21 protein-coding genes and 3 pseudogenes are annotated in these 21,320 nt (G+C 54.8%); 16 read left to right on the top strand and 8 right to left on the bottom strand.

What is annotated here, in order from left to right:
• Positions 1-51 precede the first annotated feature (51 nt).
• Both ACA047_RS19110 and ACA047_RS19115 read left to right on the top strand, forming a co-directional pair.
• Positions 52-645: a hypothetical protein gene (locus tag ACA047_RS19110; RefSeq protein WP_497351936.1), complete on the top strand. Its 594-nt coding sequence runs from the start codon at positions 52-54 to the stop codon at positions 643-645.
• Between the two features lie 255 nt (positions 646-900).
• Complete coding sequence (locus ACA047_RS19115) at positions 901-1,062, top strand: hypothetical protein (RefSeq protein WP_497351938.1); 162 nt, start codon at positions 901-903, stop codon at positions 1,060-1,062.
• 57 nt (positions 1,063-1,119) lie between these two features.
• Here the strand turns inward: ACA047_RS19115 and ACA047_RS19120 are convergent, their stop codons facing one another.
• On the bottom strand, positions 1,120-1,752 hold the full coding sequence (locus ACA047_RS19120; protein WP_497351940.1) for a hypothetical protein: 633 nt from the start codon (positions 1,750-1,752) through the stop codon (positions 1,120-1,122).
• Positions 1,753-2,019: 267 nt separating this feature from the next.
• Here ACA047_RS19120 and ACA047_RS19125 point away from each other — a divergent pair, with 267 nt between their 5' ends.
• Positions 2,020-2,241: a hypothetical protein gene (locus ACA047_RS19125; protein WP_497351942.1), complete on the top strand. Its 222-nt coding sequence runs from the start codon at positions 2,020-2,022 to the stop codon at positions 2,239-2,241.
• Positions 2,242-2,865: 624 nt separating this feature from the next.
• On the opposite strand, the gene gvpU is transcribed toward ACA047_RS19125, so the two are convergent.
• On the bottom strand, positions 2,866-3,336 hold the full coding sequence (gene gvpU, locus ACA047_RS19130; RefSeq protein ID WP_497351944.1) for a gas vesicle accessory protein GvpU: 471 nt from the start codon (positions 3,334-3,336) through the stop codon (positions 2,866-2,868).
• Positions 3,337-3,657: 321 nt separating this feature from the next.
• Positions 3,658-4,179, bottom strand: coding sequence for a hypothetical protein (locus ACA047_RS19135; RefSeq protein WP_497351946.1), 522 nt, complete (start codon positions 4,177-4,179; stop codon positions 3,658-3,660).
• A gap of 243 nt (positions 4,180-4,422) precedes the next feature.
• On the opposite strand from ACA047_RS19135, the gene ACA047_RS19140 reads away from it, so the two are divergent.
• The 7 genes and pseudogenes from ACA047_RS19140 (at position 4,423) to ACA047_RS19170 (ending at position 12,151) form a co-directional block, all read left to right on the top strand.
• Positions 4,423-4,791: a hypothetical protein gene (locus ACA047_RS19140; protein WP_497351948.1), complete on the top strand. Its 369-nt coding sequence runs from the start codon at positions 4,423-4,425 to the stop codon at positions 4,789-4,791.
• An 86-nt stretch (positions 4,792-4,877) separates the two neighbouring features.
• Positions 4,878-4,976, top strand: a pseudogene (locus ACA047_RS19145) (integrase); the annotation flags it as partial.
• Positions 4,977-5,259: 283 nt separating this feature from the next.
• Positions 5,260-5,541 (top strand): annotated as a pseudogene (locus ACA047_RS19150) (Arm DNA-binding domain-containing protein); the annotation flags it as partial.
• Positions 5,542-5,851: 310 nt separating this feature from the next.
• A complete protein-coding gene (locus tag ACA047_RS19155; protein WP_497351950.1) occupies positions 5,852-8,275 on the top strand; it encodes a tellurite resistance TerB family protein in 2,424 nt (807 codons plus the stop codon).
• Positions 8,272-9,567: an ATP-binding protein gene (locus tag ACA047_RS19160; protein ID WP_099549924.1), complete on the top strand. Its 1,296-nt coding sequence runs from the start codon at positions 8,272-8,274 to the stop codon at positions 9,565-9,567. Before ACA047_RS19155 ends, ACA047_RS19160 begins: the two co-directional genes overlap by 4 nt.
• The gene (locus ACA047_RS19165; RefSeq protein WP_497351953.1) at positions 9,542-11,785 is read left to right on the top strand and encodes a DEAD/DEAH box helicase; all 2,244 of its coding nucleotides are present in this window, start codon (positions 9,542-9,544) and stop codon (positions 11,783-11,785) included. The genes ACA047_RS19160 and ACA047_RS19165 overlap by 26 nt, the downstream gene beginning before the upstream one ends.
• A 117-nt stretch (positions 11,786-11,902) precedes the next feature.
• Complete coding sequence (locus ACA047_RS19170; RefSeq protein ID WP_497351955.1) at positions 11,903-12,151, top strand: hypothetical protein; 249 nt, start codon at positions 11,903-11,905, stop codon at positions 12,149-12,151.
• A gap of 225 nt (positions 12,152-12,376) precedes the next feature.
• On the opposite strand, the gene ACA047_RS19175 is transcribed toward ACA047_RS19170, so the two are convergent.
• The gene (locus ACA047_RS19175) at positions 12,377-12,898 is read right to left on the bottom strand and encodes a DUF1993 domain-containing protein (protein ID WP_497351957.1); all 522 of its coding nucleotides are present in this window, start codon (positions 12,896-12,898) and stop codon (positions 12,377-12,379) included.
• A 216-nt stretch (positions 12,899-13,114) separates the two neighbouring features.
• Between ACA047_RS19175 and ACA047_RS19180 the strand changes: the two genes are divergently transcribed.
• The gene (locus ACA047_RS19180; protein WP_497351959.1) at positions 13,115-13,426 is read left to right on the top strand and encodes a hypothetical protein; all 312 of its coding nucleotides are present in this window, start codon (positions 13,115-13,117) and stop codon (positions 13,424-13,426) included.
• 21 nt (positions 13,427-13,447) lie between these two features.
• Positions 13,448-13,678 (top strand): DUF551 domain-containing protein, encoded by a 231-nt coding sequence (locus ACA047_RS19185; RefSeq protein WP_497351961.1) that lies wholly within the window; start codon positions 13,448-13,450, stop codon positions 13,676-13,678.
• Here the strand turns inward: ACA047_RS19185 and ACA047_RS19190 are convergent.
• Entirely contained in the window at positions 13,597-14,760 is a 1,164-nt protein-coding gene (locus ACA047_RS19190) for a SidA/IucD/PvdA family monooxygenase (protein WP_497351963.1), read from the bottom strand. The two genes, ACA047_RS19185 and ACA047_RS19190, sit on opposite strands and share 82 nt — an antisense overlap.
• 597 nt (positions 14,761-15,357) lie before the next feature.
• On the opposite strand from ACA047_RS19190, the gene ACA047_RS19195 reads away from it, so the two are divergent.
• The 3 genes from ACA047_RS19195 to ACA047_RS19205 all read left to right on the top strand — a co-directional run bounded on the left by ACA047_RS19195 (position 15,358) and on the right by ACA047_RS19205 (position 17,674).
• Positions 15,358-15,996: a glutathione S-transferase family protein gene (locus ACA047_RS19195; RefSeq protein WP_052965351.1), complete on the top strand. Its 639-nt coding sequence runs from the start codon at positions 15,358-15,360 to the stop codon at positions 15,994-15,996.
• A gap of 22 nt (positions 15,997-16,018) precedes the next feature.
• Positions 16,019-17,065, top strand: a complete 1,047-nt coding sequence (locus ACA047_RS19200) for an LLM class oxidoreductase (protein ID WP_030131238.1) — start codon at positions 16,019-16,021, stop codon at positions 17,063-17,065.
• Positions 17,066-17,131: 66 nt separating this feature from the next.
• A complete protein-coding gene (locus tag ACA047_RS19205; RefSeq protein ID WP_497351966.1) occupies positions 17,132-17,674 on the top strand; it encodes a methylated-DNA--[protein]-cysteine S-methyltransferase in 543 nt (180 codons plus the stop codon).
• Between the two features lie 88 nt (positions 17,675-17,762).
• Here ACA047_RS19205 and ACA047_RS19210 read toward each other — a convergent pair whose 3' ends face one another.
• Positions 17,763-18,635 (bottom strand): MFS transporter, encoded by an 873-nt coding sequence (locus ACA047_RS19210; protein WP_497351968.1) that lies wholly within the window; start codon positions 18,633-18,635, stop codon positions 17,763-17,765.
• 19 nt (positions 18,636-18,654) lie between these two features.
• Positions 18,655-19,161 carry an MFS transporter gene (locus tag ACA047_RS19215; RefSeq protein ID WP_497351970.1) on the bottom strand — a complete coding sequence of 169 codons (507 nt, stop codon included), beginning with the start codon at positions 19,159-19,161 and terminating at the stop codon, positions 18,655-18,657.
• 128 nt (positions 19,162-19,289) lie between these two features.
• Between ACA047_RS19215 and ACA047_RS19220 the strand changes: the two genes are divergently transcribed.
• Complete coding sequence (locus tag ACA047_RS19220; protein ID WP_052965355.1) at positions 19,290-20,180, top strand: LysR substrate-binding domain-containing protein; 891 nt, start codon at positions 19,290-19,292, stop codon at positions 20,178-20,180.
• Between the two features lie 29 nt (positions 20,181-20,209).
• Here the strand turns inward: ACA047_RS19220 and ACA047_RS19225 are convergent.
• Positions 20,210-21,319 (bottom strand): annotated as a pseudogene (locus ACA047_RS19225) (efflux RND transporter permease subunit); the annotation flags it as partial.
• Between the last annotated feature and the right edge of the window lies 1 nt (position 21,320).

Genomic DNA, 21,320 nt, shown 5'->3' on the forward strand with positions numbered 1-21,320 from the left:
CTTCAACCCGGTCCGCCGGGTTTCTGAATATACCCGCAAGGATTGCGAACGATGATTAGATTCAAGAAGCAACTCTCTAAAGGCGTGATAGTGATCGCCGCCACTGTTGGCGGAGCCTGCTTGGAAGCGACAACCGACCTTATCAAAAAGAACTTCGAATCTGCATTAGTTGGCACCAGGAACACCTTCGAAGACTGGATCTCTCCGCTTCCATCTGATGCCCTCATCGGTATCAATCTGATGTTCTACATTCCAACTGCCTCTCCCGATCAGCCTTGGGCCGAAGGAGTATCAGCATCAATCCCTGGGGAGAGCTGCCGCAAGCCCGACGGTCACGACATTGTTCGGGTATTTAACGAGTCGCCAGACGCACACCGCACCAATGCAGTGATGATGATTCATTGCAGTCCATCTGGACGAGTCTCTGTAGGCCTCGCGCCGCAGAGCGGTGAGATTGTGCAGATCTATGATGGGCGCTTCGAGGACGGTGAAAAAGCCGGTTTTCCAGGCGTGCCTGGTAGCTATCACGCTGGCGTCCTGACTATGTATCGACTGGACGCCATAGAGCCAGGCGGCCCCTTGGTTCCAGTCAATAAATGTCAGCTCGACAATAGCTGCGACTCGAAAGACTTCTCCGTGAATTAGGACCCTGACTGTGCCCTCGCTGGCAGTAAGAACGAAAAAGCCCAGCGGTTGGCTGGGCTCTTTCTCAACAACCAGTAGTGAGCTTTTCCCAAGCCCAAGGACTGGGATTGAGCCAAATTCGGCGCGGATTAAAGACCTAGGAGGTTAGCCTGGCAACCGCTGAAGCTAAAACAATGACCATGTCGAAAAGTATGGGATCAGCTTTTGGCATTCGACCGCTCCCCACTCATGGCGAGCGGTGGACAGATTCAGAGCATGACCATTGCCAAGGCTCTTTTCGATTTTTCCTACCGCTGGACGAACGTGGTGCGGGCATTTTGGAATGAAAGCCTTCGAAAATTACAAAGAGACCCTGGCGACGAAATGGCAGAACACGTTTCAATCAAACTCACCCCATATCAAGGATTAGTTCGATAACCCATCCTCCATCCTCCACCCAGATAGCCCAGACTTTAATGCGCCTGTAAGAGAAAATTAAAAACACCACCATTTTCTTCTCGAAGTCATACCATAGTCTCTTTGTATGTCTCTCCAAGCATTTTCCAACTGATCTTTAACCATATCTTCCAGCTTAGAGACCTGCTGAAAATACGGATAAACTCTTTCGCCATGCTTCATTTTTTTCAAATCAACTAGCAGCTTATCACTACTGTCCACTATGCCTCTCGCCAATGGCGAATCTTTGCTCAGTAGCAGATTGAGCTTTATCTGAAGCCTCAACGCTTTAGCTTTCTGATCATTATAGCTCGGTGAATTTTTAAAACCCGTAACTTGAGATATTTCATTAATTAGACCGGCCACAATCTGTATAAATTCTGATGAAGCCTCTCTCACTTCATTCATCCAATGGTGACGCAGAGCACTCATACTTGCCTTGGTTTGATTTCGCTGAACCTTATAAGTAAAAACAGCAATAACCATAGATGAAAGCATACTGCCAATCCCTATCGCCACCACCCAAGGGTCAGTTCCCGAATCTAATTTAACCTGAATGGGCTCAGGTGTTAAAATCTGCTGCAAGACACCTTCTTTTTTATTATACGAATCCAACATTGGTGCTGAATACCGGAGCTCTACCGATATTTCGTCTAATCCTTGCATAGCCAAATTCAACTTCCTCGTATTCGGTTCTGAGACGCGCAATCACCAAAATCGCTAAGTCAGTGCGACAAAGGACAATTAAATACCTCATACCAAATCAAATTGCCACCACACCTACGTCGCATCCGCTCACGGAGGGCGACGCCTGACTGGAAATCACTTATGACCCCTTCCCACCAGATACTGGTCAACCGGACGTGCTCGGCTTCATCGAGTGGCTAATCGAAAACCCCCACTCTGCCAGTGCATCTGAACGTCGCACGTAGCAGGTTTGTGCACAAAGCGATCGACAACAAGTTGCAAGGTATCGAAGCGGTTCAGGCGGAATACCAGTGGGGCGGGGATTGGGAGACGGTTAAAGTGGAGTTGCGCCGGCTGCGCATTCGCTTGCGCCTGGCGGTTCGCGCACGCAATGAGTTCGCCACGCATGTGGCGTGCTTAGTGAACTACCTAAAGCAGTGCCAGGCGCGGCTCGCGCTGGACCGTAACCAGTAGCTCAACCACCTTACCAAGCAGAACATCCTATGATTCGACTCGAGCATGACCAAGATCCATGTCCTGCTCGACACCACGGGCTCCCCATCTATGACGGCCGGGTAGGTGCCGCCATCGCGTTGCTATATCGTCTGTACCGCCAAGACACCGGAACCACAGCGCCAATGACACTAGACTTTGCTTGGGGGCCGGGCATCGTCGTCGGCGACCAAATCCGAGCCCCAAAGCACCTGAAGCTGGGCTACAACGGCATCCCCACAACTCTCTATCACCAGCCACCACCTTTGGGCGAGGCGCCAACTCCAATTGGGATGGATCATGCGCGCGGTATTCGAAGGGTCCGAGCTGTTCGCCAAGCGAGACGCCTGGTAGACCGCTGCCACGCCTTCGAAGCCAGATTGTTCATGATGGGCTACGGCAGTCTAGTCCCCCAACTGCTATGCGACCCCAATACCGCCCAAGCCTAACTACCGGGTGTGCAGGAAGACCCGAGCGACCTGAAACATGTAAGCTGATGGTTGACCTGCCCGTAACTCTCAATAAGCAAGAGAACCGCCTTAGACACTCAAAAAAAGACAGGGAGCATAAAAAAGCCCCGGAAAACCGAGGCTGTTTAGAGGGCATTTAATTCTTTCGCACGCTGCCCAACGTAAATCCGTCAACGGAGGCAATCTTTCCTCTCCATAAGACGCCGCCTGAAACGATTGAGCCATTCATGTCAGAGTAGGTTTTGCAGTCCTTCAAATGAAGGAACTGGAATGCAGGATCGTCGTTTTCAGGATCTGCAGGTTTAAAGCCAAGGATGACTTCTTTAATCTTCTCTGCGGTCTGATCTTCGAACGCGCTGAAGGGTGCCGAAAGATCTTCAGCCAACTGTTCGAAATACGCTTGAGGACCAACGAGGTCGCCGGAAATCATACTGCCGCCGACTGAAAGAGTGATCCCCATTTCAATTTTCGACTTGGCAACAAATTGCACCAACCATTGTAGAAGCCAATCTGTCTGCCTTCCAGACCATTCAGTTCGCTCAACGACCGGATCGCTAAGCTGGTTCAACAACTCTTGTACGGTTGATACGTTGCTTTCATCCGACATTTCCTGGCTCCATGCCATCTTATGGAGAGTCAGCTATACATCAAGATTGAACAAAATAAAACTCGGCGCGATGGCCGGGCTCTGCAATGGGCGCGGGGATGGACACGATTCGAACGTACAGCGTCCTGGCAGCCCCTCCGAGCCCAGCAGTTCCTGGGCAGCAGTCAGCAGGACGCACTGAGGCCGAGCGCTTAAGCGACTCCCCTTTCCCACCGACACCACCCGCATGCCCTTACCTCCGCGCTCAACGACAACCAGCGGAACGGATAAGCGCAGCCGAGTTTTGTTGGATCAACCAGCTGAAGCAAGTCATGAACGACGTCACCTTTGTGCGCACTGCTTGCGTTCAGCGTCGAATGACTTCATGAGCTTGATGTAATTCTCGTTCCATCCTTTAAATGATTCGCTCGCAGCGAGGACTGCATTCTCCTGCTGCTCAGGGGTACGAGCGGTGAGCCCTAAATAAATCGCTGCACTTATCTTGAGCGCAACAACATTCAGCTCCAGCGGGGCGTACGCGGTTAACTTGAAAGCAGACTGCATGACGACCCTTCCTGGCTCGGTAGGTATTTCCTTGGACGTGCCAATGGAGCCTAGAAAACCTCCCATGCTGCCCAAGAGCACCTCTGCTTTTTTTCGAGTCAGCATTTCTCTCTCGTCAACCCGTTTTATACAGCTCTCCTCCCTGGTTTTTTGAGCTGACGATACCGTTGCGTACGCGCCTATTGCTGCACCAAGCAATGCACCTACAGCGGTAATTGTTGCGATAAATATGGAGATGGAGCTTGCGGAAAAACCATTTATTAGAAAGTTTTTCTTCTCTTCAACAGAGTTCTTATCCACGCGTCATTCCCTTCTAGACAGTAGATGGGCACTTTAACTTCTTTTCCATCGGCAGGCAGGACCTGCACTAACGCCTCCGATTGTGCATGCTGGAGGAAAAGAGGCCCGTGTGAGCAGTCAAACTGCTGAGGTGCAGTAGGGCCGAAAACAAAGCCCCGCAGAAACGAGGCCTTGAAAAAGATGCGCAACGGCAGCGCGCAATGTATAAAACGGCCTTCATAGCCATGGAAGGGTCAACTAACGATGCATAAGCAACTTTTAATAGCTGCAATGTCGCTGACTTTTTACTACGCATCTGCAGCAGCCGATACCTATTCGGATCTAAACACCCCCGACAAATCGGGCTTCATGTGGGGGCAGGTCTATCAGCACGCAAAAGCAGCGTGCGGCACCCTACCCCAAGACCTTGAGGATGACTACGCGAAAGCGATCCGACTCCTTTCGGAGGCCACTCCGGAGTTTGGCCCAACCTATCAAGACGGCCTAAAACCTAGCCCGAAAAAGGATCCTCCGAGGTCAGCCGAGGAACTAGAGGATTTATGCATCAAAGGTCAGATAGGCCTTAGAAACCAAGTGAAGCTCGCCAGGTACTGGCTTTCTGCAAAATGGTAGGTGTGCGAGCAGGCCGCTGGTGTTGATTCCGTACGTCGCACTATCCGGCTATCGACGTCCTGGCCTTCCCAAGGGCCGTCCTGAACTCGGGCGCTGAGCTCGGGCATCTGATTGAAGCTGCGAACAAGGTATCCGCAACCGATTCGCGTGGACCGGTCCTGAAAATTTTGAGGAGACAGGCGTGAGAAATCGACAAGTCACGCAAATGTCACGCCCATGAAAAAGGCCAATGCTGTGAACATTGGCCTAGGTCATTGAATTATATGGTCGGGACGGAGTGATTCGAACACTCGACCCCTAGCACCCCATCTCCTTTTTCATACTTCTTGGAAGACTCCAAAATTTTACTCTGGATTTTCTAAGCGAGTATTTACTTGAGCTAAAGCCGTGTTCTGCTCTACGAGAGTCCAGGAACGTCCATCAAGAGCCGACGTTTTTGTGGGGGTAAAAGTAGGGGGAATCCATTTCATGGCCAAAATTACCATCAAAGAACTCGAGGCACTGACTGCCAACGATGCCGGCCGAATCCTCCGGGAGGATGGCAATCTAGCCGGTCGAATTTCAGTGCACAAGGACGGCGTGTTGGTCAGCTTTTTCTATCGCTATCGGTGGGGCGAGCAGAACAAAGAGTACGCCTGCGGGTCTTGGCCGCGCAAATCCCTGACGGACATCCGCAAGGCACGCAACCAAGCCCGAGCGCTCACCGATGAGCAGATCAATCCCAACGAGCACAAGAAAACCGCCAAGGCATAGGCGCAAGCCACGGCTAGTCGAGAAGAGATGGCCAACGCAACAATCCTAGCTTCTGCGAACGGGGCTAGCATCATCGACTAGTGAGCTTCCACTTCTGGCCGATAGCTGCCCACAATGAATCGCAGCTATCAGCAATGGAGGGGGATGATCTGCGCGCTTCTGCTGAAAAGCTACTTTGATGATTGTAGCTATCCGTGCGCAAGCAAAATTTTCCGATCAATAGCGTTCCTCAGCCCATGGTTCTCGTAGGGCAATTATCGGATACTGCCATTGCGCCAGCACCCATCTTTCAAGGTTGAAACGACTCATGGCAAGGAAGAAGGCAAAAAACTCCACAAGTAACGGCATCCTGATCATTTTCGCTCTGGCCTTCGGCGCAGTCGCATCGATCCCGAAAAATGCTTGGATCGCCATTGGTGTTATTGCTTGCATTGCCGCGGTTTTTTGGCTGCTGGTTCGTCGCTCAAGGCGACATGCCGAGCAATTGTCAGTGGCCATTTCGGAGACGGAACATCTGCGAGAGCATCAACGATCAGGCCTCGCTTTCTCTATGCGTGAGGTTTCAGGGAGCCATATGGGCACTGAGGAAGCCTCTGATTTTTACACTGTCCAACTCGGATCAGCATCTTCAAAGTCCTTCAAAATTCCAAATGCGAGCACGCAAAAACCTGATGTTCGCTGGGTGCCAGCAGGTGAATCTGTCACCGTTTCCGGTTTTTCAATTCCCGGTGGCATGTTCTATATGGGCACCGTGCTAGGTGGCCGGCACGATGCCGAAGAACCCTCACTGATAAACCCCAAGCTCCGTATCGCAAAGACACACGTCGATCTAGAAGAACGGCTGATGTCCTATTGGCCCAGTTTTCACTCCATCACGTCAGAGGCTCGCCGTGGATATCTTCAATGGCTGGAGGGTGGTCGTCGTTACCCTCTGGCAGACACCGGCTACGTCTTTTTGTATTTCTATGGTCTAGAACGTCGAGCACTCGTTGACGCAGTGAGTGACCCAGGCGTCAAGGCTGAGCTTCCTTTGATCGTCGAAGAAGTCCAGCGCCTATTGAGTATCTACGGGGAAAATAGGTCGTTCAGGGGATATGCGGAAGGTTTTCTAGATTACCTGAGCAACACCAAGATCGATCCAGACCTTTACCTTGGCCCACCTCCCAACGTTGTCGCTTATAGCTACGAGATGCCACTGCCACTGCGCGTAGGTCTGGGGCAATTCGCCTCCAACAAGCGCCCCCTTGATGCCGATTGGGCATTAGCCTGGGCGCTAGCTGACCCCAACATCAGCAAACGCACGCCCGTGACCCGCTGTAAGGATGTCTTTTCGAGACTGTTCAAGCTTAAGTACACAAGCGCCCATCCTAAGGGTCTTATCCTGGCGCAGAACAAGACCAAGCTTAAAACCAGCTATCGGCCGGCCTCCGCGGTCTTAATGGCGCCCACGCTTAGCTTGGGTGACCTTCCTGATATCCTGGCCACGTCAGGCACACGAAAAAGCCTGCAGTTGCTGGTTGAGCTATGCACTACCGAGCTTGAACCCTACAGCCGATATTTGGGCCGCAACCCTGATAGCGCAGAAGCTCTCGAAGGTCTTTTGCAGCTTCCCGTCGCTCTCTGGCCGACGGCCGCCCGTACAGAATTGGACGAGCTTCAATTCAGAATTGGCGACGACCTGATTGTCATGAGCTTTGGCGAACTCGCAGGCCGGTTCAAGAGCGCCGGCGCCCTGTCCCGCGACAAAGTACTTGCACTTGCCCGCGCACTGGAATCGCTTCACATCGGTATTGAACCCGACGTACTGGCTGGCAGTAAGACACCGAAGGCAGAGGATCAAATCGCGCTGTTCGTGACTCAACCAGAAGACGGGTCACTGCGAGCTTCTGCAGCCTACAATGCTGCTTCGGTGACGCTCGACCTTGCTAGTGCTGTGGCTTCTGCCGATGGTGATACCTCCACTGAGGAAGTTACGCTGCTTGCTCAACACATCGACTCCTGGAATCACCTGAGTGTGGCCCATCGAAAACGCCTTAAAGCACACCTGCGAATCCAGATCCAGCAACCACCAACGCTGGCCAGCCTGAAGAAAAAACTCGACCCACTAACGGTCGAAGCCAAACGCACGATTGCCAGCTTCCTGGCCCATCTGGCGCAAGCTGATGGCATCGTCAGCCCATTGGAAGTGAAACTTCTTGAGCGCGTTTACAAGGCCCTGCAGCTGGACAGTCAGTTGCTGTACAGCGATCTCCACGGTGCTGTATCTGGAGCAAGTATTGCCTCCGTAAAACCAAAAGCCGGCATTCCTCGTTCCGAGCCTGGTACCCCGATCACCGCCACTGCGAATCAAGGGTTCGTGCTTGATCACGAGCGCATTGCAGAACTGCAACGAGAAACCGCAGAGGTCTCCGCCCTCCTTGCCAAAGTCTTCACTGATGACCAGGTTGACGAACCGGAACAGTTGGTCGATGTGGCAGAATCAGTACAAGAATCGAGTGCAGACATTGATGGTCTCGATTTGGAACACTCTGCATTCCTTCGGTTGCTGATCTCACGCCCTGAGTGGAGCCGCTCCGAACTTGAAGCTGCCGCCAGCGACATGGAGCTGATGCTCGATGGTGCCCTGGAACAAATTAACGACATGGCTTTTGAACGTTTCGACATGCCCGTCACTGAGGGTGATGACCCTGTCGAGATCAATACAGACATTCTGGAAGAGTTAGCCCTATGAGCACTATCAGAGCCAAGGATCGCGATGCGGTCATCCAGTCGCTACGCGCAGGCGTCGTTCCTCGCGTGGGCCAACACCTGATTCAGGTTGGCCGGGTAGGCGAACTAGATGCACTGATTAAGGACGTCAATCGCCTGGTTGAAAGTGGATCGGCATTTCGAGTCGTCATTGGCGAGTACGGTGCGGGCAAGACGTTCTTTCTGAACCTGGTACGAGCCATTGCCATGGAGCGCAAGCTTGTCACCATGCATGCCGACTTGAACCCAGATCGCAGATTACATGCCACGGGTGGACAAGCACGTTCGCTTTACTCCGAGTTGGCTAAAAACATGTCGACTCGTACGAAGCCCGACGGAGGGGCTATGCAAGGCATTGTTGAGAAATTCATCTCTCAGGCCAAAACCGAAGCCAAGGCGGCGGGTACGGACAGCGAGACTGTTATTCGGGCTCACTTGGCCGAGCTGACCGAGATGGTCAACGGGTATGATTTTGCGGAGGTGATTGCCGCCTATTGCCGAGGTTTCGAAGAAGGCAACGAGCAGCTCAAGGCCGACGCCATCCGTTGGTTGCGTGGAGAGTTCACCACTAAGACTGATGCCCGAGCAGCCTTGGGTGTACGAACCATCATTGATGATGCCTCCGTCTACGATCAGCTCAAGCTCCTGTCGAGATTCGTCAGACTTGCAGGTTTTGGCGGTCTGATGATCTGCCTCGACGAACTGGTCAACCTCTACAAACTGGCCAATACCCAAGCTCGTAATGCCAATTACGAACAGATCCTCCGTATTCTCAACGACTCTCTGCAGGGATCGTCCGAAGGGCTTGGTTTCGTTTTAGGTGGCACTCCTGAGTTTTTGATGGACACTCGTCGGGGGCTATTCAGCTACCCTGCCCTGCAATCTCGATTGGCCGAGAACTCGTTTGCAAAATCAGGATTGGTGGATCTGTCGGGGCCGGTCATTCGCCTGACCAGCCTGACCCCGGAAGACTTCTACGTACTGCTTCAGAAACTTCGTCACGTATACGCTGGCGGAGATGCTGAAAAGTACTTACTGCCTGACGAGGCGCTCCCGCTGTTTATGGCGCATTGTAATCAGCGCCTGGGAGAAGCTTACTTCCGCACGCCACGTACCACGATCACAGCGTTCATCAACCTGCTCGCCATCTTGGAGCAAAACCCGGGCGCCGATTGGCGAATGCTGCTTGGAGCCGTCGAGGTCGCCAGGGACTCAGGCGGCGAAGACGATACCAAAGTCGATGCGGACGATGAACTTGCCACCTTCACACTCTGAGTCATCGGGTTTCGATCAACTTGAGTCCCGAATCCAGAGATGGGTTTGGGCGGAAGGCTGGACTTCCTTGCGCGACGCCCAGGAATGGGCGGTACCTGTTCTGGTGGATGCCGATCAGGATGTCATCATCGCCGCAGCAACAGCGGCAGGCAAAACCGAGGCTGCTTTTCTTCCCATACTCACCAATTTGCTGAATCGTGATGATCCACCCGGTTCGGTGCTGTATATCAGCCCGCTCAAGGCCCTGATCAACGACCAGTGGGACAGGTTAAGCCGTCTTTGTGAGCAGCTTGAGATTCCCGTAGTGGCTTGGCACGGGGACATCTCCTCAAGCAAAAAACATCGCTTTTTGAAGTCCCCTGAGGGGGTGCTTCTGATCACTCCTGAATCCCTTGAAGCCCTGTTCGTCAACCGCGGTTCAAGTCTTGGCGGGGTGTTCCAGCACCTGCGTTATATCGTCGTGGATGAGCTGCATGCGTTCATCGGTAGCGAACGAGGCAAGCAACTTCAGTCGCTAATGCATCGGGTAGAACTTGTTGCCGGCCACCGTCTCCCTAGAGTCGGGCTCTCAGCCACCCTCGGCGATATGAAGATGGCGTCGGAGTTTTTGCGCCCGGGAAATGCCGATGGCGTTACCGTCATTGAATCAAAAAGCTCCAACCAGACTCTCCAGGTGCAAGTTCGTGGTTACATTCAGCCACCCATGAGCGAGCTCAAGAAGAAGCCCGTAAAGCTCTCTGACCAGGCGGAAAATGAAGACGAGACAGAGAACGAGGCAAGCCCAGACTTCGCGATCGCTGATCATCTTTACAAGGTGTTACGCGGCAGTAACAACCTGATTTTCCCAAACAGCCGGTCTCAGGTTGAATGGTACGCAGATCAACTGCGACGGCGCTGCGAGAAAGACGGCGTGCCTAACGAATTCTGGCCTCATCACGGTAGCCTTTCGAAGGACTTACGTGAGCAAGCAGAACATGCTCTCAAGGCAGGGACTCATGCAGCATCCGCGATTTGCACCACGACGCTTGAGCTCGGCATAGACATCGGCAGCATCAAAACAGTCGTGCAGATTGGTGCCCCACCATCGGTGGCGAGTCTGCGACAACGTCTAGGGCGATCGGGAAGGCGCCCAGGAGAAAAAGCAACGCTGCGCGTTTACTGCAAGGAATCGCCACTCAAAGATGGATCGAGCCTCTCGGATCAACTGCGCCAAGGCTTGGTTCAAACCATTGCCATGGTTCGACTGCTGGCCAAGGGGTGGTTTGAACCTCCCAGGGCTCAAGGCATTCACGCGTCCACCCTCGTTCAACAATGTCTTTCAGTGATTGCCCAGTGCGGCGGTGCATCTGCTGCAGATCTCTGGAAAAGTTTGATTGCTGAGGGAGCATTTCCAAAAGTTGAGAAACCAGACTTTGTGAAGTTGCTCAAGGCGCTCGGCGAGCACGAGCTCATTGTTCAGGACAGCTCAGGGTTGCTTCTTCCTGGGACAGTTGGAGAGCGATTGATCAACCACTATGAGTTCTACAGCGCATTCACCAGCGACGAAGAATTTCGCCTTGTATGCGATGGTAGGGCACTGGGATCTGTGCCGGTAAGCCGTCCACTGACCAAGGATCAGCGCATTATTTTCGGAGGCCGGAGGTGGCAGGTTCGTGATGTTGATCTCCAGGCCAAAGTCATCATCGTTTCAGCAGCACGCGGTGGTGCCCCTCCTCAGTTCGATGGTCTGGGTGCGATGGTGCATGACAACGTACGCCAAGAAATGCGAGCCGTCTTGGCAGACACAATCCCCTGCCCCTTTATTGATCAAGGGGCTCAAGAGCTTCTCGACGAGGCTCGAAAGACATTTGTTTCGCTGGGACTTGGTAAGCGCTACATAGTTGAGTCGGGCGGTAAGTGTTATCTGATGAGCTGGCTAGGTGATCATGCCAACGATGCACTGCGCTTGTTACTCAATCATGTCGGCCTTTCTTGTGATAACGCAGGCCTTACCATTGAGGTTGACGCCGACATCGGTCGAACCCAAATGGCACTGAAGGAAGTCGGAAGCCTGGATGCTGCTGATCTAGACTCGATACTTTCGGAGGTGGAAAACATGCTGCGCGAAAAGTGGGATTGGGCACTGCCGCAATCCTTGCTGATGAAGTCGTTTGCTTCCATATCGCTCGATATCTCGACCGCAATTCTTTTTGCACAGAGTCATTCTCTGGAAAAATAAGCGGAAGAAAGTGCACTGCATTGCGCCGACGCAACTACGCGCGAACACTGGCCATCTGGCTTTACAAATGCCTCTCACACCCCGGGAGGCATTCGAAAGCCAGTGGGAGAAACAACTATGAGCAATTCAGTATTCGAAGCAAGTGAAGAGGTAGTGAACGAGGCGGCGGCCTCTTGCGCTCGGCGGCTCGCAAAGTGGTTCGGCGGCGTCGAGGAAGCAATCGCATCGCTTGAAGCTGATCCGGCGGATCTCGCCGACATCGCGCTTCGCGACCACATCAAAAAGCGCCAGCAGATGACGGTCAAGGCGCACATGAATATCCAGGCCTTCAGTCGTGAAGTTCTCGATCAGATCCCCTGTCGTTAACTGCCCGATCCTCTCTATGAGAGCGCATCGGGGTGTGATCTAACCCAGACCCATTTTGCCCGGCCATAGTCGCGGCATCGCTTCACAGTGGCGGTTAGATCACACCCCGATACGGACAAATCCAAGCAGATCAAAGGTTGCAGCTGTACTGATATTCGAACGGAAAAAACACCGTGTCGACCATCAATGAAAGCGGACGCCCTTATTAGGGGCGCGGCCGAGGGCCTAATACTGCCGCTGGTAGGCGAATATGTGCTGTACGTAATCAGCTTTCCCGAGAGGTACACCGTTATGACGAAGGATGTTGTACGCCGTGACTAGATGAAAATAGAACTGTGGCGTGACCCAATTCACCGCGTATTCACTGCCGGTCATATCGAAAGTTATGCCATTTGGTAGCGCGATAGCGATTTGTCGCTCTGCACCTTCATCCACCTGGGCACGGTCCACCGAACCAAGAACCGCCAGAGTACGCTCGATCAGTGCCTTCGCTGCAGCCAAGTTTTCGGGGGGAGCGAGCGATTGCAACGGCTGTTGTGTAAGCCGCTGGACCGCCTCCTGCGCCTGAGTACAAGCATACTGAACTTGTCGGGCTAGATTGTGCATATCCGGTGCAAGCCGAGCTTCAAGCAGAATTTGCGAGTCATAGCCGCGTTCACGAGCGCAAGTCTCGCCCTTAGACAAAAGAGACGATAGGGATCGCAGCATCTGTGCGAAACAGGGGATGGTAACTGAGTAGACCGACATATCTTTTCCCTAAGTAGTCATTCAAAGCGGGCACAAGCGATCAGCCTTTCTTCCGCCCAGCGGGCTGAATGCTAGCAGATTGCTGCACTTCATCCGCCAACAGCAGCGTCCTCTTCCCCGACACCACCCGCATGCACTCCCCTCCGCGCCCAACGGCAACCAGCGGAACGGATGAGTGCAGCCGAGTTTTGTTGGATCAACCAGATGGAGCAAGTCATGAGCAGTTACACGGAGGCTGTCACGGAGGCGGTAAAGGCTCTGGAGTCAGCCGAAAAGTCTTACCAGATCGCTTCGGAACGCCTCGCAACTGTTCGCGGACATAGCGGCCAGTCTGGCTACTCGGTCTCCGTCAACGGCGTGACCGTGGCGGTCTCCACTTGCGACAGCCGCACCTATCAAGGAACGCTGATTCGCGGGCGGGAAATGATTCACCTCGGCGCGCTTAAGGCTCTCGGCGCCGAACTTCAAACAGCTGCTGATCGTGTTCGGGCATCCCGGGCGCATTTGGCTTCAGTCGTTAACGCCTAACCCCAAGCACTGGAGGTCGCCATGAGCGATTGGATCAAGTGCAGCGACCGGCTGCCCGATCTGCCAAAGCGTGGCGGAAAGCACCACGTCATCGCCTACACGCCTGCCAAGGCTGCGCAGATATTCGCGAAAGGATCCCGATTCCTCTACTGGAACGGCATCGACTGGCGCTACGCCGACGGCTCTAGATTCGAGCATCGCGTCACGCACTGGCAGCCATTCCTATGTTCGTGCTTGGCGATATGCGGGTAGAGCGCACTCAGCAAGGAGGGGTGAAGTTCCTGATGTTCGAGGGGGCCGAAATCGCGAAAACCGGTTGCCGACACAACCAGGTCGACTTCCACCGACTTAATCTCTTCATCGCTGTGTGCGGTGACCAACTCCAGTGAAACTTTCGAATCAATCATGACGGCGCTGGCGACTTCCACTGAGTTGTGGATCGTCAGTTTGTTGTTCCCAAAGTGTTTATCTCGATAAACAGCGCGGTACAACTCGTCCAGCACATCGGCGTCCGATGCCGCATAGTTAGTCAGATGAAGATCATCCTTAAGGCGTTGTTTGTGCGCGGCCGAACTGTTGTAGAAGAGGTCTACAAAACTTGGAAAGTACACTTGGCCGGTGAAAGGCGAACTGTCTTTCATGCGGTAGCCGAATTTGCGCGAAACCCCATGCACGCTAACCTGCGGGAATGTACTGGACAGGTAGAGCATGATCTCAATTGCCGATTGGCTGCCGCCAACTACCGCCACGCTGCGAATCTCGCCAGACACGATACGGTCAATGATCGAGTTGAAATGCGCGCCATGTACCAGGCTGGTCGGCGCGATCGCATTGAGCACCGACGGAAAGTAGGAAGTTCGCCCAGTTGCCATAACAAGATTGTTGCAGGTGAAGACCTTTCCGGAATCGGTAGTCACCTTAAAACGCGCAGGCCCGTCACCGGCGGGGAGCAGGATGACTTCGGTAACGGCGGTTGAATACTCGACACTCGCATTGAAGTGTTCCGCCGCCCATTTGATGTAATCGCGGTATTCATAGCGATAGGGATAATACAAGCCCATATTCAGGTGCTCGAACAAACGCCCTTGTTCAAACAAATAGTTGGTGAACGAATAATGGCTTTTGGGATTACGCGGCGTTGCAAGGTCACGCAACGGGTGGTTCTGAATATCCGAATTTGCCAACAACAACCCTGTTTGCCACTGGCTGGATGCAGCCTTCTCGAGAAACAGACATCGCGTGCTGGGCGACTCCTCTTCAAGCGCAATTGCCATGGCGATATTGGAAGGGCCAAAGCCCACGCCAATCACCTCATAATGTGCATGCATACTCATTCCGACTCCTTTCAAAAGATGATCAGCAGACGACGTCATTTTACGCGACCGCCATTACCCAGCTCATCACGATACATACGCCTTACTATTATTTGTCTCGACTTCAAACCGCCAAAGCACTTCACTGATTCAGGCCAGTTTCGGCAACTTCAAAAAATTATCATTGGCGTTTATAAATGTATAATCATTTTACCTAACTCCATGATTTAGTTTTTCTAACCTCAACTTAAGCCCCACCAACATACGGCGACTACACTACGCGCAAGCTCGAATATCACCCACACCATGCTGGTACTAACGGCATCTTCTTACTTGTAGACTCTTTCCCGCGAATGGGGACTTAACGGAAATTGACTATTTGTTTTTTTCAGCACGCTGCTGCCGCACATGGCAACGCCACTAATAAATAGTAACTGTTTGTTTCTAGTGCGTTGCAGTTTTCCAAAGGCACTATTTTCTATACGAATGTGAAAACCCGATCATGATTTAGAAATACTAATGCCACGAAATAAAAATCATCGTTTCTAAACCCGTTTTTTCTTGACTACCATGACTATTAGCAACTCGACTAGTCCGTGGTTCCTCAAGGTTAAAACAATGACGAAAACGCCTGACCTCATTCTCTATACCGACAGCTCACCCAACGGTTTCAAAATCACCATTGCCCTGGAGGAATTGGGGCTCCCCTACACCTTGAAGCACGTCCATATTGAGCAGGGAGAGAACCGTCAACCTGACTTTCTCCAACTCAACCCGCATGGACGAATCCCCGTACTGATGGACACTGCGACAGGCATAACCCTGTTCGAGTCCGCCGCCATCCTGCTTTACCTGGCGCAGAAAACAGCTCGCCTGTTGCCCGAGGAACCGCAGGCACACTGGTCGGCCATCACCTGGCTGATGTTCCATACCTCAAGCATGGGACCCTTGTTGGGCCAACGCGTGCATTTCGAGTTATTCGAAAGCTCAACAAACCCGGCAACCATCGCGCGCTATCGGGAATTGACTGAATCGACATTCAGCACACTCGATCAGCGCTTGGCAGAGCACACATGGCTGGCGGGCGACGAATATTCGATCGCCGATATAGCCACCTTCGGCTGGATGCACATCGCCCGCATCATCCATTTCGACTTCAGCCAGCATCGCCATCTGACGGGCTGGTATGAGCGCGTCGCCCTGCGTCCAGCCGTGCAACGTGGCATTTCGCTGCCGCACCCGGCGACTGGCCCATAACCCCACCCACCAAGGAACTGGTATGAGCGAAAACGTAACGCACATTGCGCCTTCATCGATCCGGGGAGCGGATGCCGCGACTTTCGCCGGGCACCCTGGCTACCGCCGCATGTTCGAGCAACACCAACTGACGCTGGGGATCTTCTTGCCGCTGCGGTTTTACGAAGGTGATATGTCGGTACTCACCGGCCAGGCGGATTTAGTCAGTGAAATCGATCGGCTGGGCTTTGCCGCCACCTGGGTCCGCGATGTCCCCCTGTACGACCCTTCATTTGGTGATGCGGGGCAGTTGTTTGATCCGTTCACTTACCTTGCCTATCTTGCCGCACGCACCAAGCAGGTCAGCCTTGTGACCGGTAGCGCGATTTTCTCGCTACGCCACCCCATAGACTTGGCCAAAGCCGCTGCGACCATAGACCAACTGTCGGGAGGAAGGCTGGTGATGGGCATCGCATCAGGCGATCGCCCAGTGGAGTTCCCCGCCTATGGGCTCGAGCATAGCGAGCGCGGTGAACGCTTTGCCCATTCGGTGGATTACTTTCGGCAATTGCTGCAAGTAAAAGCGCCGATGATCCATTCGCCGCTTGGCCACCTGAGCGAAGCACAACTGCTGCCAAAGCCCGTTACAGGCCGTATTCCGCTGATCGTTACCGGCTCTTCTCGGCAATCCATGCAATGGCTGGGCGAACACGCCGATGGTTGGCTGACCTTTCCCGATTCCACCCAGAACATCATGGGGCCGCGCCGCCTGGCGGAAAAAATCCGCACCTGGCGCGCCAACATCCCGAGCGGTGGTTTCCGTCCGCACATGACCAATGAATGGATCGATTTGGCGGTGGACCCGGACTTCCCGCGCACGCCGCTACGGGGCGGGTATGTACTCAAGACCGGGCGTAACGGGCTGATCGAGCTGCTTGGCGAATGGCGCGATGCCGGCGTTAACCACGCCGCACTGGGCATCCAGATGGCGGAACGCCCGGCAAAAGAGATTCTTCAGGAACTGGCAGAAGAAGTACTGCCCCTGTTCCCCTCACGTAGCGGTCCTTTGCCCTTCCCTCAGCACTGGTAAGCGCTCGATACCTGGAGTGCCCGGCGGGCACTCCCCTGCTCAGCCTCGTAACCGGAGACCGCTAACATGTCTATTGCCCAAACGCGCCTGTTCCAAGGCTATCTCGATAGCCGCCTGGGCATGATCCACATGCTGCTTGACCAAAATGGTGCACTGATAAGGCTCGATTTCAGCGAAAGGCCTGAATACCGAGACGCCATCCTGGATCAGCAGGCTGCCGCTGCGGTTTGCCTGCAATTGCGTGAATACCTCTGCGGTACCCGCCAAACATTCGACATACCGCTCGCCCCCGCTGGCAGTGCGTTTCTCAAAGAAGCTTGGGCGTTGCTCAGGGAGATCCCCTACGGAACCACTACCACGTATGGCGAGTTGGCAAAGGCAATGGGCAAGCCCTCCTCCGCTCGTGCTATCGGCATGGCCAACGCGGTCAATCCGATATCGATCATCGTGCCCTGCCATCGCGTAATCGCCGCCACGGGTCACCTGACCGGCTACAGCGGTGGTCTGGACAAGAAGCGAGGGTTGTTGGCGCTTGAAGCCGAGTTTTCGCGTGACGATCTGGCCTTCGTGCCGCCGTGGAAAGTACAACTGGAAGGTCCGGCGGCCTGATTGGGCAGTCGCTGTGGCGCGTTACCGCAGCTCGCCCTCGTCAGTTCAGAAGACGAGGGCGAGCCAGGTCAGCGGTTGACGGGTGAGCTTACGTTGCGACAGCCACGCTTTGGACCTTGCCGGGCAAGATGAGTGCGGCACATACAGCGCCGACCACCACCATGCAGGCGGAAACCAGGATGGCGTAGCTGAAGCCTTGTACTTCAGTGCCGCCGCCCGCCAAAACAGCGATGCTCACCGCCACCCCCACGGCCAAGCCAACTGCCGAACCCACCTCCTGGGTCGTGGTCAGCATGCCTCCCGCCAAGCCATGGTCGACGGCATCCACGCCTTCAATACCCGCCACTGTCCAGGCAGGAAACGCGATGCCATACCCAATGCCCGCCAGCAACGTGCCGGGAAGGATAGAGCCGGCCCAGGAGGTATCTGCAGCCAGGCACAGGCCGAGCAGGGCCAGACCACAGACGAACAACGCCATGCCCCCCAGAATGACCGGCTTGGTATCAACCTTGGCGATCAGGCTCGGGCCTACCCAGGCACTGGAGAGGGTGAAGGCAATCGCCATCGGCAGCAGCCCCAACCCCGTCTGGGTCGCGGTAAAACCGAGGACTTCCTGCATGTACAACGCCACGACGACAAACGTCGGGCCCAGTGCCGTGTTCGCGAGCAGCGACACCAGGTTCGCGCCCCCCGTCATGCGTCGCCAGAAAATCGGGATAGGCATCAACGGGTATTCCACCTTGCTTTCGACCCAGACGAACAAGGCGAGCAAACCCAAAGCCAGGGCAACCAGCCCAAAGGTGATTGGAGACGCAAGCCCGACGTGCTCGCTGTTGGCGAACGCAAACACCAGCGTCGCGGCGCCCCCGGCAACCAACACGGCACCGCCGATATCCAGGCGCCTGCCCGCCATGGCGACGTCACGCTCGCCCGTCGGCAGGTAACCTGACAATGCGATCACCAGCACACCGACCGGTACATTAATCCAAAGGACCCAGCGCCAGCCCAGGACATCGGTAATGCCCCCCCCCGAGAATCAGGCCCGCGACAAAGCCACTCGCCGCCACCGCGGTCCAGGCACCCAGCGCTCGATTACGCGATGCCTGGTCGGGAAACAGTGCCAGCAGCAGTGAAAACGCTGCCGGTGAAAACAGAGCGGCGCCAAAGCCTTGCATGGCTCGGGTGGCGATCAGCATGGCGGGAGTTTGCGAGAAACCACCGAGCAACGAACCGAGGGTGAAAATCACCAGGCCAATCAGGAACACACGGCGACGGCCAAACATGTCGGCAGCACGCCCGCCCAGCAGAAGGAAACCTGCAATGGCGACACCATACGCGTTGATCACCCACTGCAAGGCGCCAGGCGTGAAGCCCAGGCTTTCCTGAATTTGCGGCAGCGGAATCATAGTGATGGAAAAGTCGAGCAGTGCGACGAATTGAGTCGTGCATAGCAATATCAGGCAAAGGCGCCAGCGAGGGTTATTCATTGTGCATCCCATTTGATTTAGTTTTGCTAAATTAACTTAGTACCTCTAAACACGATGTATCATCGCGTTGGCGCTTCGTAAGCGGAAACGATCATTTTTGCGTACCACATTTAGGAAAACTAAAGCCGATGGCAACGTCACTGCCTCTTCTTGCACTAAGAACCTTCGTTGAGGTTGGCCAACGAGGAAGTATGAAAGCTGCCGCTGAAGCCTTGAGCGTCACGTCAGGCGCGGTCAGCCAACAGATTCGACTGCTGGAAGATCGAATCGGAATGGCGCTTTTTACGCGAGAGAGGAGCGGTTTGCGCCTTACGGAAGCAGGGGCCAGCGTTCATCCCGCGCTGTTCCAGGCTTTCGAGCAAATGCAAGTGGCCTTGCAGTCCCTGGAGGAGATCAAATCCCGGCAAACCCTGACCGTTAGTACAGTCGCGACGTTCGCAGCCTCATGGCTGGTGCCGCGGCTGGGCCGTTTCAACCTGCGGCATCCGCACATTGAGGTACGCGTCGAGGCGACTTCCGCCGTGGTGGATATGCGTCGGGACCGGGTCGATGTGGCACTGCGGCATGGGTTGGGAAGCTACCCTGGCCTGGATGTCACACGCTTGATGGCGCCCATACTGGTGCCGGTCGCAAGTTCCGCCTTTGTGGCCGCAAGCCCCGAACTCATGGAGCCCGAGGATTGCCTGAACTTCCCATTGCTGCACGATTCCGATCGCGCAGACTGGTCCTTGTGGCTCACCGCACACGGCGTCGCAAAAGACCCGCGCGCCGAACGGGGTACCGCCTTTGAAGATGATTTCCTGCTGATTCGCGCCGCAGAGGCCGGCCAGGGGCTGGCTTTAGTACCTCAGGAGTACGCGCGCGAGGAAATCGCTGCGGGCCGCCTTGTGCAAGTGATGGACAAGCCTTGGCCAGCAAGATTTGCGTATTACGTCGTCACTCGGCCGGAGGCCGTGCAGAGGCCTGAGATCAAGGCGTTCGTGGAATGGATTCAGGAAGAAGCACGGGAAACGATCTAGTGAAAGCGGCGCGGCGTTAGCTGCGGTCATCACTCACCCTTCTCGATTATTGTTTCGGTGAACAGGGCACGGCGCGTTCGCAAGCGACTCGCCATGGACAGTACCCAGACAAAGAACACCGATACCCACAAGACACCGAGCAGCGTTGCCGCAAGCATGCCACCGATCACGCCGGTACCGATTGCCCGTTGGCTGGCGGCACCGGCCCCGGAGGCCACCGCCAGCGGGACCACGCCGAGAATAAAGGCCATCGAGGTCATAATGACGGGGCGGAACCGCAAGCGTGCAGCCTGGGCCGCCGCCTGTGCGAGGGGCGCGCCCTGAGCATGCAACGCTTTGGCGAATTCGACGATGAGAATCGCATTCTTTGCCGAGAGACCGATGATCGTGATCAGCCCCACCTTGAAATACACGTCATTGGGCATACCCATGATCGTCACCGCAGCCACTGCACCGAACATACCGACCGGCACGATCAGCAATACCGCAAAGGGAATGGTCCAGCTTTCGTATAACGCCACCAGGACCAGCAACACCACAACCAATGACAACCCCACCAACAGCGGCACCTGATCGCTGGCCTGCTGTTCCTGAAGCGACAGCCCGGCCCATTCCAGACTGAAGCCGGCGGGGAGTTGACGGGCGATGTTCTTCAGTTCTTCCATCGCCTGCCCGGTGCTGTATCCCGGCGCGGCGTCACCGGAAAAACGCAACGACGCCGAACCGTTGTAACGCGCAATCTGCAGGGGGCCGACCTGCCACTCAAAACGGCTAAACGCCTCCAGCGGTACCAGGCGGTTCTGACGGTTGGGGACTTGCAGGCGCAGCAATGCTTCAGGCGTCTGCCGACTGCTGCCGTCGGCCTGAACGATCACCCGTTGCATGCGGCCTTGATTAGCGAATTCGTTGATTTGCTCCGAGCCCAGCGCTGAGGACAACGCTGAACTGATCACATCAAAACTGACGCCGAGCGCTTCGGCCTTTTCCCGATCAATGCTGACGTTGATTTGCGGCGCATCTGCCAGCCCATCCTCCATCAGATAGTCAATCACCGGGGATGCCTTGGCCGCGTCCAGTAATCGAGTGCGGGCCTGCAAGAGCGCGTCATGCCCCTGCCCCGTCAGGTCCTGCAGCCGCAAC

It is taken from the genome of Pseudomonas sp. LBUM1664 (assembly GCF_059695895.1).